The sequence below is a fragment of the Pseudomonas sp. A39 genome (genome assembly GCF_058145955.1).
The window spans coordinates 1-17,300 of the sequence record NZ_JBYVMD010000016.1; the positions used below are offsets into that span (position 1 = coordinate 1).

13 protein-coding genes, 2 tRNA genes and 2 rRNA genes are annotated in these 17,300 nt (G+C 56.8%); 11 read left to right on the top strand and 6 right to left on the bottom strand.

What is annotated here, in order from left to right:
• From AC3ZU9_RS14465 to AC3ZU9_RS14490, 6 genes are all read right to left on the bottom strand, one after another.
• Positions 1-1,667 (bottom strand): 23S ribosomal RNA (locus AC3ZU9_RS14465); the annotation flags it as partial.
• 248 nt (positions 1,668-1,915) lie between these two features.
• Positions 1,916-1,991 (bottom strand) — tRNA-Ala (locus tag AC3ZU9_RS14470).
• Positions 1,992-2,021: 30 nt separating this feature from the next.
• A tRNA-Ile gene (locus AC3ZU9_RS14475) sits at positions 2,022-2,098 on the bottom strand.
• Between the two features lie 82 nt (positions 2,099-2,180).
• Positions 2,181-3,717 (bottom strand): 16S ribosomal RNA (locus AC3ZU9_RS14480).
• A gap of 629 nt (positions 3,718-4,346) precedes the next feature.
• Complete coding sequence (locus tag AC3ZU9_RS14485; protein ID WP_012721555.1) at positions 4,347-5,567, bottom strand: CaiB/BaiF CoA transferase family protein; 1,221 nt, start codon at positions 5,565-5,567, stop codon at positions 4,347-4,349.
• Positions 5,568-5,579: 12 nt separating this feature from the next.
• The gene (locus AC3ZU9_RS14490) at positions 5,580-6,761 is read right to left on the bottom strand and encodes an acyl-CoA dehydrogenase (protein ID WP_003170842.1); all 1,182 of its coding nucleotides are present in this window, start codon (positions 6,759-6,761) and stop codon (positions 5,580-5,582) included.
• Positions 6,762-6,919: 158 nt separating this feature from the next.
• On the opposite strand from AC3ZU9_RS14490, the gene AC3ZU9_RS14495 reads away from it, so the two are divergent.
• The 11 genes from AC3ZU9_RS14495 (at position 6,920) to AC3ZU9_RS14545 (ending at position 17,006) form a co-directional block, all read left to right on the top strand.
• Entirely contained in the window at positions 6,920-7,819 is a 900-nt protein-coding gene (locus AC3ZU9_RS14495; protein WP_046035894.1) for a LysR family transcriptional regulator, read from the top strand.
• A gap of 451 nt (positions 7,820-8,270) precedes the next feature.
• Complete coding sequence (locus AC3ZU9_RS14500) at positions 8,271-9,392, top strand: Re/Si-specific NAD(P)(+) transhydrogenase subunit alpha (RefSeq protein ID WP_490090885.1); 1,122 nt, start codon at positions 8,271-8,273, stop codon at positions 9,390-9,392.
• A 15-nt stretch (positions 9,393-9,407) separates the two neighbouring features.
• The gene (locus AC3ZU9_RS14505; protein ID WP_003220416.1) at positions 9,408-9,728 is read left to right on the top strand and encodes an NAD(P) transhydrogenase subunit alpha part 2; all 321 of its coding nucleotides are present in this window, start codon (positions 9,408-9,410) and stop codon (positions 9,726-9,728) included.
• Positions 9,728-11,164: an NAD(P)(+) transhydrogenase (Re/Si-specific) subunit beta gene (locus AC3ZU9_RS14510; protein ID WP_012721552.1), complete on the top strand. Its 1,437-nt coding sequence runs from the start codon at positions 9,728-9,730 to the stop codon at positions 11,162-11,164. Before AC3ZU9_RS14505 ends, AC3ZU9_RS14510 begins: the two co-directional genes overlap by 1 nt.
• Before the next feature lie 179 nt (positions 11,165-11,343).
• On the top strand, positions 11,344-12,837 hold the full coding sequence (gene scpC / locus AC3ZU9_RS14515) for a succinyl-CoA:acetate CoA-transferase ScpC (protein WP_012721551.1): 1,494 nt from the start codon (positions 11,344-11,346) through the stop codon (positions 12,835-12,837).
• A gap of 318 nt (positions 12,838-13,155) precedes the next feature.
• Positions 13,156-13,371: a DUF1127 domain-containing protein gene (locus AC3ZU9_RS14520; protein WP_012721550.1), complete on the top strand. Its 216-nt coding sequence runs from the start codon at positions 13,156-13,158 to the stop codon at positions 13,369-13,371.
• A 263-nt stretch (positions 13,372-13,634) separates the two neighbouring features.
• Positions 13,635-13,820, top strand: coding sequence for a DUF1127 domain-containing protein (locus tag AC3ZU9_RS14525; RefSeq protein ID WP_102061264.1), 186 nt, complete (start codon positions 13,635-13,637; stop codon positions 13,818-13,820).
• Between the two features lie 136 nt (positions 13,821-13,956).
• Positions 13,957-14,277, top strand: a complete 321-nt coding sequence (locus AC3ZU9_RS14530; protein WP_046035892.1) for a DUF2388 domain-containing protein — start codon at positions 13,957-13,959, stop codon at positions 14,275-14,277.
• 103 nt (positions 14,278-14,380) lie between these two features.
• Positions 14,381-14,689 (top strand): DUF2388 domain-containing protein, encoded by a 309-nt coding sequence (locus tag AC3ZU9_RS14535; protein ID WP_012721547.1) that lies wholly within the window; start codon positions 14,381-14,383, stop codon positions 14,687-14,689.
• 38 nt (positions 14,690-14,727) lie between these two features.
• The gene (locus AC3ZU9_RS14540; RefSeq protein WP_012721546.1) at positions 14,728-15,048 is read left to right on the top strand and encodes a DUF2388 domain-containing protein; all 321 of its coding nucleotides are present in this window, start codon (positions 14,728-14,730) and stop codon (positions 15,046-15,048) included.
• Complete coding sequence (locus AC3ZU9_RS14545; protein ID WP_012721545.1) at positions 15,045-17,006, top strand: DUF7844 domain-containing protein; 1,962 nt, start codon at positions 15,045-15,047, stop codon at positions 17,004-17,006. Before AC3ZU9_RS14540 ends, AC3ZU9_RS14545 begins: the two co-directional genes overlap by 4 nt.
• Positions 17,007-17,300 lie beyond the last annotated feature (294 nt).

Genomic DNA, 17,300 nt, shown 5'->3' on the forward strand with positions numbered 1-17,300 from the left:
TGCCTAGTTCCTTCACCCGAGTTCTCTCAAGCGCCTTGGTATTCTCTACCCAACCACCTGTGTCGGTTTGGGGTACGGTTCCTGGTTACCTGAAGCTTAGAAGCTTTTCTTGGAAGCATGGCATCAACCACTTCGTTAACTAAAAGTTAACTCGTCATCAGCTCTCGGCCTTAAGATCCCGGATTTACCTAAGATCTCAGCCTACCACCTTAAACTTGGACAACCAACGCCAAGCTGGCCTAGCCTTCTCCGTCCCTCCATCGCAATAACCAGAAGTACAGGAATATTAACCTGTTTTCCATCGACTACGCTTTTCAGCCTCGCCTTAGGGACCGACTAACCCTGCGTCGATTAACGTTGCGCAGGAAACCTTGGTCTTTCGGCGTGGGTGTTTTTCACACCCATTGTCGTTACTCATGTCAGCATTCGCACTTCTGATACCTCCAGCAAGCTTCTCAACTCACCTTCACAGGCTTACAGAACGCTCCTCTACCGCATCACTTACGTGATACCCGTAGCTTCGGTGTATGGTTTGAGCCCCGTTACATCTTCCGCGCAGGCCGACTCGACTAGTGAGCTATTACGCTTTCTTTAAAGGGTGGCTGCTTCTAAGCCAACCTCCTAGCTGTCTAAGCCTTCCCACATCGTTTCCCACTTAACCATAACTTTGGGACCTTAGCTGACGGTCTGGGTTGTTTCCCTTTTCACGACGGACGTTAGCACCCGCCGTGTGTCTCCCATGCTCGGCACTTGTAGGTATTCGGAGTTTGCATCGGTTTGGTAAGTCGGGATGACCCCCTAGCCGAAACAGTGCTCTACCCCCTACAGTGATACATGAGGCGCTACCTAAATAGCTTTCGAGGAGAACCAGCTATCTCCGAGCTTGATTAGCCTTTCACTCCGATCCACAGGTCATCCGCTAACTTTTCAACGGTAGTCGGTTCGGTCCTCCAGTTAGTGTTACCCAACCTTCAACCTGCCCATGGATAGATCGCCCGGTTTCGGGTCTATTCCCAGCGACTAGACGCCCTATTAAGACTCGCTTTCGCTACGCCTCCCCTATTCGGTTAAGCTCGCCACTGAAAATAAGTCGCTGACCCATTATACAAAAGGTACGCAGTCACCCAACAAAGTGGGCTCCCACTGCTTGTACGCATACGGTTTCAGGATCTATTTCACTCCCCTCTCCGGGGTTCTTTTCGCCTTTCCCTCACGGTACTAGTTCACTATCGGTCAGTCAGTAGTATTTAGCCTTGGAGGATGGTCCCCCCATATTCAGACAAAGTTTCTCGTGCTCCGTCCTACTCGATTTCATGACTAAGAGATTTTCGCGTACAGGGCTATCACCCACTATGGCCGCACTTTCCAGAGCGTTCCGCTAATCTCAAAGCCACTTAAGGGCTAGTCCCCGTTCGCTCGCCACTACTAAGGGAATCTCGGTTGATTTCTTTTCCTCAGGGTACTTAGATGTTTCAGTTCCCCTGGTTCGCCTCTTAAGCCTATGTATTCAGCTTAAGATAACCATCTTATGATGGCTGGGTTCCCCCATTCAGACATCTCCGGATCAAAGTCTGTTTGCCGACTCCCCGAAGCTTTTCGCAGGCTACCACGTCTTTCATCGCCTCTGACTGCCAAGGCATCCACCGTATGCGCTTCTTCACTTGACCATATAACCCCAAGCAATCTGGTTATACTGTGAAGACAACATTCGCCGAAAATTCGAATTTCTCAATTAAGAGAACTCACAAATTTTACCTTAGCCTGATCCGTTACCAGTGAAAGTAACGTTCAGTCTATCTTTCTATCACATACCCAAATTTTTAAAGAACGATCTAATCAAAGACTAGAAATCAACATTCATCACCGTCTTGGTGGAATGCTCATTTCTAAGCTTTCAAAACTTCAGAAGCAGTAGTGGTGGAGCCAAACGGGATCGAACCGTTGACCTCCTGCGTGCAAGGCAGGCGCTCTCCCAGCTGAGCTATGGCCCCGTATTTCTACAGGCGTTTCCCACACAAAATTGGTGGGTCTGGGCAGATTCGAACTGCCGACCTCACCCTTATCAGGGGTGCGCTCTAACCAACTGAGCTACAGACCCAATTTCGGGCTGCTTCTTATCGTCTTCTTCAATGAATCAAGCAATTCGTGTGGGAACTTATGGAGCAGCTGATGTCGTCGATTAAGGAGGTGATCCAGCCGCAGGTTCCCCTACGGCTACCTTGTTACGACTTCACCCCAGTCATGAATCACACCGTGGTAACCGTCCTCCCGAAGGTTAGACTAGCTACTTCTGGTGCAACCCACTCCCATGGTGTGACGGGCGGTGTGTACAAGGCCCGGGAACGTATTCACCGCGACATTCTGATTCGCGATTACTAGCGATTCCGACTTCACGCAGTCGAGTTGCAGACTGCGATCCGGACTACGATCGGTTTTATGGGATTAGCTCCACCTCGCGGCTTGGCAACCCTCTGTACCGACCATTGTAGCACGTGTGTAGCCCAGGCCGTAAGGGCCATGATGACTTGACGTCATCCCCACCTTCCTCCGGTTTGTCACCGGCAGTCTCCTTAGAGTGCCCACCATTACGTGCTGGTAACTAAGGACAAGGGTTGCGCTCGTTACGGGACTTAACCCAACATCTCACGACACGAGCTGACGACAGCCATGCAGCACCTGTCTCAATGTTCCCGAAGGCACCAATCTATCTCTAGAAAGTTCATTGGATGTCAAGGCCTGGTAAGGTTCTTCGCGTTGCTTCGAATTAAACCACATGCTCCACCGCTTGTGCGGGCCCCCGTCAATTCATTTGAGTTTTAACCTTGCGGCCGTACTCCCCAGGCGGTCAACTTAATGCGTTAGCTGCGCCACTAAGAGCTCAAGGCTCCCAACGGCTAGTTGACATCGTTTACGGCGTGGACTACCAGGGTATCTAATCCTGTTTGCTCCCCACGCTTTCGCACCTCAGTGTCAGTATCAGTCCAGGTGGTCGCCTTCGCCACTGGTGTTCCTTCCTATATCTACGCATTTCACCGCTACACAGGAAATTCCACCACCCTCTACCATACTCTAGTCAGTCAGTTTTGAATGCAGTTCCCAGGTTGAGCCCGGGGATTTCACATCCAACTTAACAAACCACCTACGCGCGCTTTACGCCCAGTAATTCCGATTAACGCTTGCACCCTCTGTATTACCGCGGCTGCTGGCACAGAGTTAGCCGGTGCTTATTCTGTCGGTAACGTCAAAACAATCACGTATTAGGTAACTGCCCTTCCTCCCAACTTAAAGTGCTTTACAATCCGAAGACCTTCTTCACACACGCGGCATGGCTGGATCAGGCTTTCGCCCATTGTCCAATATTCCCCACTGCTGCCTCCCGTAGGAGTCTGGACCGTGTCTCAGTTCCAGTGTGACTGATCATCCTCTCAGACCAGTTACGGATCGTCGCCTTGGTGAGCCATTACCTCACCAACTAGCTAATCCGACCTAGGCTCATCTGATAGCGCAAGGCCCGAAGGTCCCCTGCTTTCTCCCGTAGGACGTATGCGGTATTAGCGTCCGTTTCCGAACGTTATCCCCCACTACCAGGCAGATTCCTAGGCATTACTCACCCGTCCGCCGCTCTCAAGAGAAGCAAGCTTCTCTCTACCGCTCGACTTGCATGTGTTAGGCCTGCCGCCAGCGTTCAATCTGAGCCATGATCAAACTCTTCAGTTCAAACATCTTTGGGTTTTTAAGAAACCCTAAACTTGGCTCAGCAATCGTTGGTTACATCTTTGATTTCTCGCGGAGTAACTTGTGATGCTGATAATCTTGTTGACTATCAGTCTGACTCCACAAGCACCCACACGAATTGCTTGATTCAGTTGTTAAAGAGCGGTTGGTTAAGATCTTTCGTCTCAACCGAGGCGCGCATTCTACAGCAGCCTCATTTGCTGTCAAGTGATTATTTTCAGAAGTTTTCGAAGATTTCTTCAACAACTTCAACCACTTGCGCTTCCGATCTCTCGTTAGCGGGAGGCGAATTCTACAGCGTTACACGCTGCTGTCAACACCTCTTTTTCTCCGCTTTCGACCGAGAGGATCGAAACGTTAATAGAGCCAAACAACACTGCTCTACCAACTCCTTCTGGGCTTCGATAAACTGAAGCAACTCGCTGTCGAATCCTGCGTAACTCTTTGTTTACCAAGGAGTTTTCCGTTTCGACTGCGCCGGAAGTGGGGCGAATTATAGACTTCCAGAATCTGCCGTCAACCCTTAATTCTGCTTTTCTATCAATTAGTTAGCATTGATTAAAAAACCACCAACAAAAAGCCGCCAATACCCTCTATATAGAAGGAAGCAGTCAAATAACCCCCGCCGCCTTTAAAGCGACTACATTCGCCATGCCCAACCCCAGTACTTCCTGAAGCACCTCGGCCGTATGCTCACCCAGCAGAGGAGGCGCGCTCCGGTACTCCACAGGCGTCTTCGACAACCGTATTGGGCTGGCAACCTGTGGCACCATCCCTGCCAACGCATGAGGCAACGCCATCGCCAAGCCGCGCGCCTTGACCTGCGGATCATCAAACACCTGGGCCAGGTCATTGATCGGCCCACAAGGCACACCCACCCGCTCCAACTGCGATACCCACTCAGCCGTCGTCTTGAACACCGTAGCCTGGCGAATCAACGGAATCAGCTCCGCCCGATTGGCCACCCGCACCTTATTAGTAGAGAAGCGCGGATCATCCGCCCACTGTGGCCGCCCGGCCACTTCAGCAAACTTACGAAACTGCCCGTCATTACCCACCGTCAGGATGAAATCACCGTCGGCCGTGGGAAAGTCCTGATAAGGCACGATGTTCGGGTGAGCATTCCCCAGGCGCTTGGGCGAGGCACCTGTCGTCAGATAATTCATCGCTTGGTTCGCCAGGCATGCCACCTGCACATCCAGTAGCGCCATATCGATGTGCTGCCCACCACCGTCATGATCCCGATGAGCCAGTGCCGCCAAGATGGCCACGGTCGAGTAGAGCCCCGTCAGGATGTCAGTCAGCGCGACGCCCACTTTCACCGGCCCAGCCCCCTCATCACCCTCGGGGCGGCCAGTCAGGCTCATAAGCCCGCCGAGCCCCTGGATCATGAAGTCATAACCCGCACGCGTAGCATATGGCCCCGTCTGACCGAAGCCAGTGATCGAGCAGTAGATCAACTCCGGGTTGATCTCCTTGAGCGACTCATAGTCCAGCCCATACGCAGCAAGACCACCCACCTTGAAGTTCTCGATCAGGATGTCTGACTTGGCCGCCAGCTCACGGACCAGCGCCTGCCCCTCCGGCCGCGTGAAATCGATCGTCACAGACTGCTTATTGCGATTGGCCGACAGGTAATAAGCCGCCTCACTGGTGTTCTCACCATAAGCATCCTTAAGGAATGGCGGCCCCCAGGCGCGTGTGTCATCACCACTGCCCGGCCGCTCAACCTTGATCACCTCAGCCCCAAGGTCCGCGAGGATCTGCCCGGACCAGGGGCCCGCCAGTACTCGCGATAAATCCAGTACCCGCAGATGCGAAAGCGCGCCCATGCCGTGCTCCTATTAATAGAACGCCTGAAGACCGGTTTGCGCGCGCCCCAGAATCAACGCATGCACGTCATGAGTACCTTCATAGGTATTCACCACCTCCAGGTTGACCAGATGACGTGCCACCCCGAACTCGTCGGAAATACCGTTGCCACCCAGCATGTCACGCGCCATGCGTGCGATATCCAGGGACTTGCCACACGAGTTGCGCTTCATGATCGACGTGATTTCAACCGCCGCCGTACCTTCGTCCTTCATCCGCCCCAAACGCAGGCAACCTTGCAGGGCCAGGGTGATCTCAGTCTGCATATCGGCCAGCTTCTTCTGGATCAACTGGGTCGCCGCCAATGGGCGGCCGAATTGATGGCGATCAAGCGTGTATTGGCGGGCGGTATGCCAGCAAAACTCGGCGGCCCCCAACGCCCCCCAGGAGATGCCATAGCGTGCCGAGTTAAGGCAGGTGAAGGGCCCCTTCAAACCGCGCACATCCGGAAAGATGTTCTCTTCCGGAACAAACACGTTATCCATGACGATTTCACCGGTGATGGAGGCGCGCAGCCCGACCTTGCCATGAATCGCCGGAGCGCTCAGGCCCTTCCAGCCTTTCTCCAGGACAAACCCACGAATATCGCCAGCATCGTCCTTACCCCAGACCACAAACACATCCGCGATCGGGCTATTGGTGATCCACATCTTCGCGCCCGTCAGGCTATAACCCCCCTCGACCTTGCGAGCACGCGTGATCATCGCACCCGGATCGGAGCCATGATTGGGCTCAGTCAAGCCGAAACAACCGATCCATTCGCCAGAAGCCAGCTTCGGCAGGTACTTCTGTTTCTGTGCCTCAGTGCCGAACTCGTTGATCGGCACCATGACCAGTGACGACTGCACACTCATCATCGAGCGATAGCCGGAGTCGACACGCTCCACTTCGCGCGCGATCAACCCATAGCTGACGTAATTCAAGCCGCTGCCACCGTACTGCTCAGGGATCATCGCACCGAGCAAACCGGTCTCGCCCATCTCGCGAAAAATAGCAGGGTCGGTCTTTTCATGGCGAAAGGCTTCGAGCACACGCGGGGCCAACTTGTCCTGGGCGAACTGCTCAGCACTGTCGCGCACCATGCGCTCTTCTTCGGTGAGCTGTTGATCGAGCAGCAGTGGATCGATCCAGTTGAAGCTTGCCTTGCCAGCCATGAATAAGTCCTCGCGGAAAGAATCGGAAGTCGTGGAAGCAGCCTAGGCCCGACACGCGCAGAGGGCAAACGAGGTTTCCGCATAGGGTTGTGCTAATTTCTCACTTCGAAGTAGCCGAGAAAGGCGCATATGCGCTTTAGTAAGTGAGGACACGGTATATGCGCAGAAAAATCCCCAGCACCACCGCTCTTGTCAGTTTTGAAGCGGCAGCCCGCCACGAGAGCTTTACCAAGGCGGCGCAGGAGCTTTCGATCACGCAAGGTGCCATCTGTCGACAGATCGCCAGCCTCGAAGAGTTTTTAAGTGTCGAGCTGTTTCGCCGCTCACGGCGTGGGGTAAAGCTTACAGAAGCGGGGCTGTCCTACAGTCGTCGCGTGGCCACGCAATTGGATGCGGTGGAACGCGATACGCTTTCCGTCATGGGTCAGCAGGGCGCTAACACCATCGAACTGGCCGTTGTCCCGACATTCGGTACTCAATGGCTGATTCCTCGCCTCAAGGACTTCCAACGCCAGCACCCCGAAGTCACCGTTAACCTCACGAACCGAACACGACCCTTCCTGTTTGCCGACACTGAATTCGACGCCGCGATCTACTTCGGCGATGCCGACTGGTCCGGCACAGAATCCCACCGACTGATGGGGGAAAACCCTGTCCCAGTGTGCAGCCCTCGGCTATTGGGTAGCCGCACGCGGTTCAGTCCCCAGGAGATCGCAGAACTGCCGCTTCTGCAGCAGACCACACGCCCCTACGCGTGGCGCCAATGGTTCAACGCCCAACAACTGAACATACCCCGCGACATGACAGGCCCCCGATACGAGCTATTCTCGATGTTGTCCCAGGCCGCCATGCACGATATGGGGATCGCGCTGATTCCACCGTTCCTCATCCAGCGCGAGCTTGAGGAGGGACAATTGCTGATCGCCAGCCCAGAGGCGCTGAGCAGCTCAAAGGCTTATTACTTGATGATTCCGGACAAAAAGGTCGAATCTGCCTCATTGCACGCCTTCAGGGATTGGCTTATCGACCAGTCCCAGCGGTACAGCCCCAGCATTTAAAGGCCACAACCGCTTTACTGACTTTGTAGTCAGTAAATTTTCAATCCTACAGATATACGTATATGTCGCATTTCAACAGACTGTATCTGTCAGTCCAAAAAAGGCTCAAAGCCATGATCTACTTGGCTTATAGCGACTGTCACAAGCCAATAGCCGACTATTCACATCGGCGATGGCAAAAGAGTGCAAAACTGCCTGCAGCCCTTTAAGCCCATGTATTTGAAGAGGTTATTTCAGGGTGTTGCGACAATCAGTCACAGGGTGACTTGTAGTTAATTTTTCGTCACCCGTCATAATCCCTTGAAGGCCGTAAAGTTCGCCTGCAAAATGCCGCGCCCCGCTGTCATTTCAGCGGGATCGTGCTGATCGGCCGCCCCAGTTGCGCCACTCGCGGTGCACTGGCCTTTTTACAAAAAGATCAAAAGCAAAAAGATCATGCAGGAGATTTGACGTGCACATTGGTGTTCCTCTCGAAACCCAGACCGGTGAAACGCGGGTGGCTGCCACCCCGGAAACCATCAAGAAGCTGATCGGCCAGGGCCATAAGGTCACTGTACAAAGCGGGGCAGGCCTAAAGGCCAGCGTCGTGGACACTGCCTATGAAGCGGCAGGCGCAACCATTGGCAGTGCCAACGATGTGTTTGGCGCCGAGCTGATTCTCAAGGTGGTGGCCCCCAGCGACAGCGAGCTGGCGCTGATCAAAAGCGGCACCGTGTTGGTGGGCATGCTCAATCCGTTCAGCAATGAAACCATTGCCAAGCTCGCCGAACGCGGCATCACGGCCTTTGCCCTTGAAGCAGCGCCACGCACCTCACGGGCCCAGAGCCTCGACGTGCTGTCATCCCAGGCCAACATCGCCGGCTATAAAGCCGTGTTGCTGGCTGCGCATCATTACCCGCGCTTCATGCCGATGCTGATGACGGCCGCAGGCACCGTGAAAGCCGCGCGCGTACTGATCCTGGGCGCCGGTGTCGCAGGCCTGCAAGCGATTGCCACAGCGAAGCGCCTGGGTGCAGTGATCGAAGCGTCTGACGTGCGCCCGGCCGTTAAAGAGCAGATCGAATCCTTGGGTGCCAAATTCGTTGACGTGCCTTACGAAACCGATGAAGAACGCGAATGCGCCGTCGGGGTCGGTGGCTATGCACGTCCAATGCCGACCAGCTGGATGCAGCGCCAGGCCCTGGCCGTGCACGAGCGCGCCAAGCAGGCCGACATCGTCATTACCACCGCCCTGATCCCCGGCCGAAAAGCGCCGACCCTGCTCAGCGCCGAAACCGTCGCACAGATGAAGCCCGGCTCAGTGGTCATCGACCTCGCCGCCGCCCAAGGTGGCAACTGCCCGCTGACCGTCGCCGACCAGGTGGTGGTGGAAAATGGCGTGATCATCTGCGGCCCGACTAACTTGGCCGGTGCCGTCGCTGCCGACGCGTCAGCTTTGTATGCGCGCAACCTGCTGGACTTCCTGAAGCTGGTCTTCACCAAGGAAGGGCAGTTTGAAATCAACCTCGAAGACGACATCGTCGCTGCGTGCCTGATGTGCCGCGACGGCCAAGTCATCCGCAAAAACGCCTAAGCAGGGATTCAGACGATGGAAGAGCTTATCTCCCCCGGTATCTACAACCTGATCATCTTTGTGCTGGCGATTTATGTCGGTTACCACGTGGTCTGGAACGTAACGCCCGCACTGCACACGCCATTGATGGCGGTGACCAACGCCATTTCCGCGATCGTGATCGTCGGCGCCATGCTCGCCGCAGCCCTCACCGTCACACCACTGGGCAAGACCATGGGCACGCTGGCCGTGGCACTGGCAGCAGTGAACGTATTTGGTGGCTTCCTGGTCACCCGCCGCATGCTTGAGATGTTCAAGAAGAAAGCCCCGAAAGCAAAAGAAGAGGCGCCGAAGTAATGAGCATGAATCTGGTAACGACGCTCTACCTGATCGCGTCGATCTGTTTCATCCAGGCCCTCAAAGGCCTGTCACATCCGACCACGTCGCGGCGCGGCAACCTGTTCGGGATGCTCGGCATGGCGCTTGCGGTACTTACCACGGTGGGCCTCATCTATAAGCTGGGCGCTGAGCTCGCCACCGCCGGCATCGGCTATGTGATCGTCGGCCTGCTGATCGGCGGCACCGCCGGTTCGATCATGGCCAAGCGCGTAGAAATGACCAAGATGCCGGAGCTGGTGGCGTTCATGCACAGCATGATCGGTCTGGCCGCCGTGTTTATTGCGATTGCCGCGGTGGTCGAGCCGCAATCCCTGGGCATCGTCAAACACCTGGGCGACTCGATTCCAGCCGGTAACCGCCTGGAGCTGTTTCTCGGCGCGGCCATCGGCGCAATTACGTTCTCCGGCTCGGTAATCGCGTTCGGCAAGCTGTCGGGCAAGTACAAGTTCCGTCTGTTCCAAGGCGCACCGGTACAGTTCGGCGGCCAGCACAAGCTGAACCTGGTGCTCGGCCTCGCAACACTTGGCCTCGGCCTGGCGTTCATGTTCACCGGCAACCTCACCGCCTTTGCCCTGATGCTGGCCCTGGCCTTCGTGCTTGGCGTGCTGATCATCATCCCGATCGGCGGCGCGGACATGCCGGTGGTGGTGTCGATGCTCAACAGCTACTCCGGCTGGGCAGCGGCGGGCATCGGCTTCTCGCTGAACAACTCGATGCTGATCATCGCCGGCTCCCTGGTGGGCTCCAGCGGCGCAATCCTCTCGTACATTATGTGCAAGGCGATGAACCGCTCCTTCTTTAACGTACTGCTCGGCGGTTTCGGCAATGCGCCGGATGCCGGCGCGGCGGCGGGCTCGAAAGAAGCGCGCCCGGTGAAATCCGGTTCGGCCGACGACGCGACCTTCCTGCTGACCAACGCCGACACCGTGATCATTGTGCCGGGCTACGGCCTGGCAGTGGCGCGAGCGCAACACGCACTCAAGGAACTGACCGAGAAGCTGACCCATCGCGGCGTCACCGTGAAATACGCGATTCACCCAGTGGCGGGCCGTATGCCTGGGCACATGAACGTACTGCTCGCCGAGGCGGAGGTGCCTTACGACCAAGTGTTCGAGATGGAAGACATCAACTCCGAGTTCGGCCAGGCCGATGTGGTGCTGGTGCTTGGCGCGAACGACGTGGTCAACCCGGCCGCCAAAAACGACCCGAACTCGCCGATTGCCGGCATGCCGATCCTCGAGGCGTTCAAGGCCAAAACCATCATCGTCAATAAGCGCTCGATGGCCAGCGGTTATGCCGGTTTGGATAACGAGCTGTTCTATCTGGACAAGACCATGATGGTCTTCGGAGATGCCAAGAAGGTCATTGAAGACATGGTCAAAGCCGTCGAGTAACACTGCTTCAGCGCAATACTCGAAACCCCGGCCTCTTGTAGGCTGGGGTTTTTTATTACTCCATGAAACCCGACCAAAGGCTCTAAATCGCTACCTGGCATTCGACCATGGTAGCGGGCCGATTTTTTTTGAAATCACTAAACTGCGCACCTTGCTTCCGTAGCCCGAGATAAGAATCCATGTACCGTGATCGCATCCGCTTGCCTTCGTTGTTGAACAAGGTCATGAGCGCGGCAGACGCCGCCGCACTGATCGAAGACGGCATGACCGTCGGCATGAGCGGCTTCACCCGTGCCGGTGAAGCCAAGGCCGTCCCCCACGCCTTGGCCGAGCGCGCCAAGACTTCTCCGCTGAAAATCACCCTGATGACCGGCGCCAGCCTGGGCAATGACCTGGATAAGCAATTGACCGAAGCCGGCGTGCTGTCCCGACGCATGCCGTTTCAGGTCGACAGTACCTTGCGCAAAGCGATCAACGCCGGCGAAGTGATGTTTATCGACCAGCACTTGTCGGAAACCGTCGAGCAATTGCGTAACAACCAACTCAAGCTGCCGGACATTGCAGTGATTGAAGCGGTCGCAATCACGGAACAGGGGCATATTGTGCCCACCACGTCTGTGGGTAACTCGGCCAGCTTCGCGATTTTCGCCAAGCAGGTGATTGTCGAGATCAACATGGCGCACAACCCGAACCTGGAAGGGCTGCACGACATCTATATCCCGACCTACCGGCCGACGCGCACGCCGATCCCATTGGTGAAAGTCGATGATCGCATTGGCAGCACCGCCATCCCGATCCCACCGGAAAAAATCGTCGCCATCGTGATCACCAACCAGGCTGACTCGGCCTCTACCGTGACGCCGCCCGACAGCGACACACAAGGCATCGCCAATCACCTGATCAACTTCCTCAAGCAGGAAGTCGATGCGGGACGCATGACCAACAAGCTCGGCCCGCTGCAGGCAGGGATAGGTAACATCGCCAACGCAGTGATGTGCGGATTGATCGACTCGCCGTTCGAAGACCTCACCATGTATTCGGAAGTGTTGCAGGACTCGACCTTCGACCTGATCGATGCAGGCAAATTGAGCTTCGCGTCGGGCAGCTCGATCACGCTGTCAGAGCGGCGCAATGCCGATGTGTTCGGCAACCTGGAACACTACAAAGACAAGCTGGTACTGCGCCCGCAGGAAATCTCCAATCACCCTGAGGTGGTGCGTCGGTTGGGCATCATCGGTATCAACACCGCACTGGAGTTCGACATCTACGGCAACGTCAACTCCACCCACATCTGCGGCACGCGCATGATGAACGGCATTGGCGGCTCCGGGGATTTCGCGCGCAACGCGCACTTGGCGATCTTCGTGACCAAGTCGATTGCCAAGGGCGGGGCAATTTCCAGCGTAGTGCCGATGGTCAGTCATGTGGACCACACCGAGCATGACGTAGACATCCTGGTGACCGAAGTCGGGCTGGCTGACCTGCGTGGCCTGGCGCCACGGGAACGAGCGCGGGTGATCATCGACAACTGTGTACACCCGGCGTACCGCGATGCACTGAACAGTTACTTCGATGCTGCCTGTGCCATCGGCGGGCATACCCCGCACATCCTGCGCGAAGCACTGAGCTGGCACATTAACCTGGAAGAAACCGGGCACATGCTCAAGGCCTGATTGATACAGATCCGAGCTGATGCAAATACAGTTTCATCAGCTCGGCCTTGTCGCTGCCACTTATTGAAAAAACTGTACTGCTGTACCGGTCATTTCCTACCGAAATATCCCACACCCCTCATCGAAAATGGCTATTTCGCACTACTTAAGTGCAGACAGGTACAGTTGCCCTATTTTCGTACAGTACAGCGCCTATAAACAGTTAACTGGCCCCTCACAATACAGGTGAACTGTATCTAGAGAGTCTTGCGCCGGGAGAGGATCATTGGCATCAGTTAAACCACTACCTAATCCCGCCACAAGCGGAAGGATGTCATCATGGAACGTACACTCAGTTCCGAACTGTTCTTTGAAGAAAAAGCTGTAAACACCCAGGCTTCCCTGCCTCTGCGCGTTATCGCCAACCTGATGTTGTGGCAGCGCCGCATCTCCAGCCGCCACCAACTGGCTCGTCTGGATTCGCGTCTGCTGGCTGACGCAGGCATCAGCGAAGCTCAACGCTACGAAGAGCTGAGCAAGCCGTTCTGGCGCTGATTTAGCGCTCGCTGGCCCTGACCTGACGGGTCCACTGCCAGCAACCTGATTTGTCAAAACAGAGCCCGCCCCGGGAAACCGGAGGCGGGCTTTGTTGTTTCCGGGTTTGGGGTTTTGAGCGTAAAAACAGAAGCCTTTCTCAATGACAGGTACAGTTAATAAAGCAAAACAGTTAAGCAGTACAATTTAACTCTGGTGTATCTGTATCGGTGACCCCGCCCCATCCAACATGGTGATCCAAGACCTCATGAAAGGTACTCGCCATGGATAAGACTTCCCCTCTTTATAAGCGGCTGCCACGCCAGGTGGCCTTGGCCTTCGTTAGATGGGCACGCCTGGCTTATGAACGGCGTCAACTGTCACAGCTTGATGCTCGGGAACTGTCAGACCTGGGCATCAGCCATGGCGACCGAATGGCCGAGCTGTCCAAGCCGTTCTGGCGTGACTAGGCAGTCAAGAAGCTTCCCGAACGGATAAGCGGCAGCTTAATATCCAGCCACCACGTGGCGAACCGCGTCGTACAGGCGTCTGATCCCCAATGGCTGCCCTGCGCCACCTTATCCGTTCATCTACAGGAGTCTTCCCATGTCCCGTCTTCGCTTGTTGAGTGCTGCTGCCCTATTGGCCCTGACTGCCAACGCCAGCGCGAGCAGCTTCATCGTGACCACCGACTCCATCGTCGGCGCGCTCAAGGCCACCTCCGACGCCAGCTCCGATGCCACTTCTTCACTGCGCGACAACAAGGTCGTGCGCGCCGCTCGTGACGACGCCGCCAGCTTTGTCGCCAGCGAAGGTGCCATTCGTGGTGTGAAACTGGAGAGCGCCCTGGCACAGATCCGCCAACAAGCGCCGCAATTGAATACCGCGACTGACGCGCAACTGGCCCAAGCGATCCTGGCTATCTGATTCGGAGCACAAAGGGAGCGTCTGCCGCTCCCTGATACCGATGCACTGGCTCTCGCCTGGGCATTGCGCTAGCCTTGGCGCTCGCTTTCAGTTGTCGAGTCCCATGGCTTTTTCATACCGCCTTTTAATAGTCCCTGTGGTGTTTTTCTGCGGCTGGTCGCCATTGGCTTCGGCCTTTGACCTCACCACCCAGAGCACGGTCGTGAGCGCGTATGCCACCAGCAAGGTGACCTCCGCACCCTTCGACAAAAAAGTGATAATGGCCGCTCAGGATGACGCTGCCGCGTTTATCGCCACTGACGGCGAATGGCGGGGCGCACGGCTGGAGTCAGCGCTGGATTATCTGCGCCGCAGCCAACCAAAACTTAACGCCAGCGACCTTGAACTGGCGCAAGCAATTCTCGTCCAATAATCATCTTTGCATTCCATCTTTGTATTCGGAGTAATTCCATGCGTAGCCCGCTGATCGCCGCCACCCTTGGCCTGCTGTTGTTGGCCGACGTTGCCCAAGCGCATACCCTGGTGGCCACCAGTAACATCATTGTTCGCGCCTCAGGCCGCACCATTGATTTCACTTCGGACACCACCACCTCCATCCGCGACTCCAAAGTGGTGCGCGAAGCCCACGATGACGCCGCCAGTTTCGTCGCTACCAACGGCGAGATCCGTGGCGCGCACTTGGAAGCGGCCTTCGACACCCTGCGCACACGCCTGCCGGAAGCCCGCGACGCCAGTGACCAGACCCTCGCAGAAGCTATCCTCGCACTGTGAGGCGAATTGCCGCCTGGCTCCTGGCCGGGACTGTGCTGCTGTGTGCCAGCGCAGCCCAGGCCAGCCTGCAACTGCGGCTCAAGACCGAGGGTCTGAGTCCGGCTGAACAGCAGGCCAGCCAGGCGTTGCTCGACGAAGCCATGCGCTCTTTACCGCCGCGCTTTATCGAGCAGTTGGACCGGCGCATCGATGTCGGCTGGACCGACAAAATGCCCGAGAATGCCTACGGGCAAGCCTCCCTCGTGTCCGAACTGGACCTCAACCGTAACCTGCTCGCCAGCCTGACCGACGGCAGCGCCGCCACGCAGAAAACCAATCGCCCCCACGGCACCGTGCGTCGCGAAATGCTCGCCACGGTGCTGCACGAACTGACCCACATCTATGACCGTGCGCGCCTGTGGTCCAAAGAGGACCGCGCGCTGATCAATCGTTGCAGCCGCCAAAACAACCTCACCGGCCTGATCGGCCTGCCTGATCAATGCCGTGGCCAGAATGGCCGTCGCTTTACCCTCAGTGACGACCCGCGCCTGCTGGACCTTGCCGGCTGGCCGCAATACGTCGGCCGTCGCGGCGAGCGTGAGCAGCACAACCATCAGGTCGCCCGCAGCCCGGACATCTACGAAACCACCAGCCCGCTGGAATTCGTCGCGGTCAACATGGAGTACTTCCTCCTCGACCCCAGCTACGCCTGCCGGCGCCCGGCATTGTTCCGCTATTACCAGGAACACTTCGGCTGGGCCCCGCCGGAACAAGACACCTGCGCCAGCACCTACGCCTTCCTGAACGCCGGTAACGATTTCGCCAAGACGCCGCTGGGTCATGTGGACCCGGAGCGCGTCTACGAAATCGACTACCTCCTGGCCGAAGCCAACCAGAACCTGGTCAGCCGCTGGGGCCACAGCATGCTACGCCTGGTGATCTGTGCGCCGGGGCGTCCACGCGGGCCGGATTGTCGCCTGGACCTGGACCAGCATCTGGTGTTGTCCTACCGCGCGTTCGTCGGTGACGTACAGCTATCGAGCTGGGATGGCCTGGTCGGCAAGTACCCATCGCGGTTGTTTGTACTGCCGCTGGCGCAAGTGATCGACGAATACACCAAGACCGAATTGCGCGGCCTGGCTTCCGTACCGTTGAAGTTGACCCGCCAGGAAATCAACGACACCGTCGAGCACGCCGCCGAGATGCATTGGAGCTACGACGGCAACTACTTCTTCATCTCCAACAACTGCGCGGTGGAGAGCCTGAAACTGCTACGCAGCGGCAGCGCCAACCCGCAACTGACCGGCCTGGACAACATCACTCCCAACGGTCTGCTCGAAGTCCTGAACGCCCGCGGCCTGGCCGACACCAGCGTGCTGGATGACAAACGCCGGGCACTGCGCCTGGGTTATCACTTCGATTCCTTCCGCGAACGCTACCAGGCCATGTTCGATGTGCTGCGCAAACGCCTGCCGATCAAACAGACCCAGGTTGAAGACTGGCTGTCCCTCAGTGCAGAGGAGCGCCGCCAGTGGTTCGGCCAGGCCGATCTGCGCACCAGCGCCGCGCTGCTACTGCTTGAGCAGGCAAGCTTTCGCAAGCAGTTGATGCTGGCCCAGGACGAAGTCAAACAACGCTACCTCGGTGCCCGCGAGCTGAAAAACGGTGGCATGGAGAAAGCCAACGCCACGCTGCAGCAGATCCTCGCCAACAGCGGCTTCCTCAGTCGCCCGGCGGAGCTGCTGGGCAGCGGTGGTTATGGCCTGCCGCAACCTTCGGAAGCAAAGCGTCTTGAATCGGAAAGCGCCGAGCGCCAGAAGCAGCTGCAATCCCTGACCGGCGAATTGGATAAAGAGGTGAGGGCGCTGCTGGATCCTTCCCGTTCCGCTGAAATTGCCGCCTGCGAAGCCAACCTCAAACTGGTGGGCGAGCATTTGCGGACGTTGCACAAAGCAGCGGGCGGTCTGGAACTGCCCTAAAAACCTCAAGCCAAACACAGACAAATGTGGGAGGGGGCTTGCCCCCGATTGCAGCGTGCCAGTCACTGCATGCACAGGCTGACACACCGCTATCGGGGCAAGCCCCCTCCCACATTTTGATCTACATAAAGCCAGAGACTGCGTGCATTCCCTTCGTCACCTGTTTTTCCGGCGAAAGCTGGCTGAAAGCTTACCCGTCTAGGATCGCCTCCACTGCCGGCAACAGACCGGCTGTTAACAACAACAATGGTGATTCCCGATGTCCGTCCGTACCCGCCTGTTCGCCCCAACTCC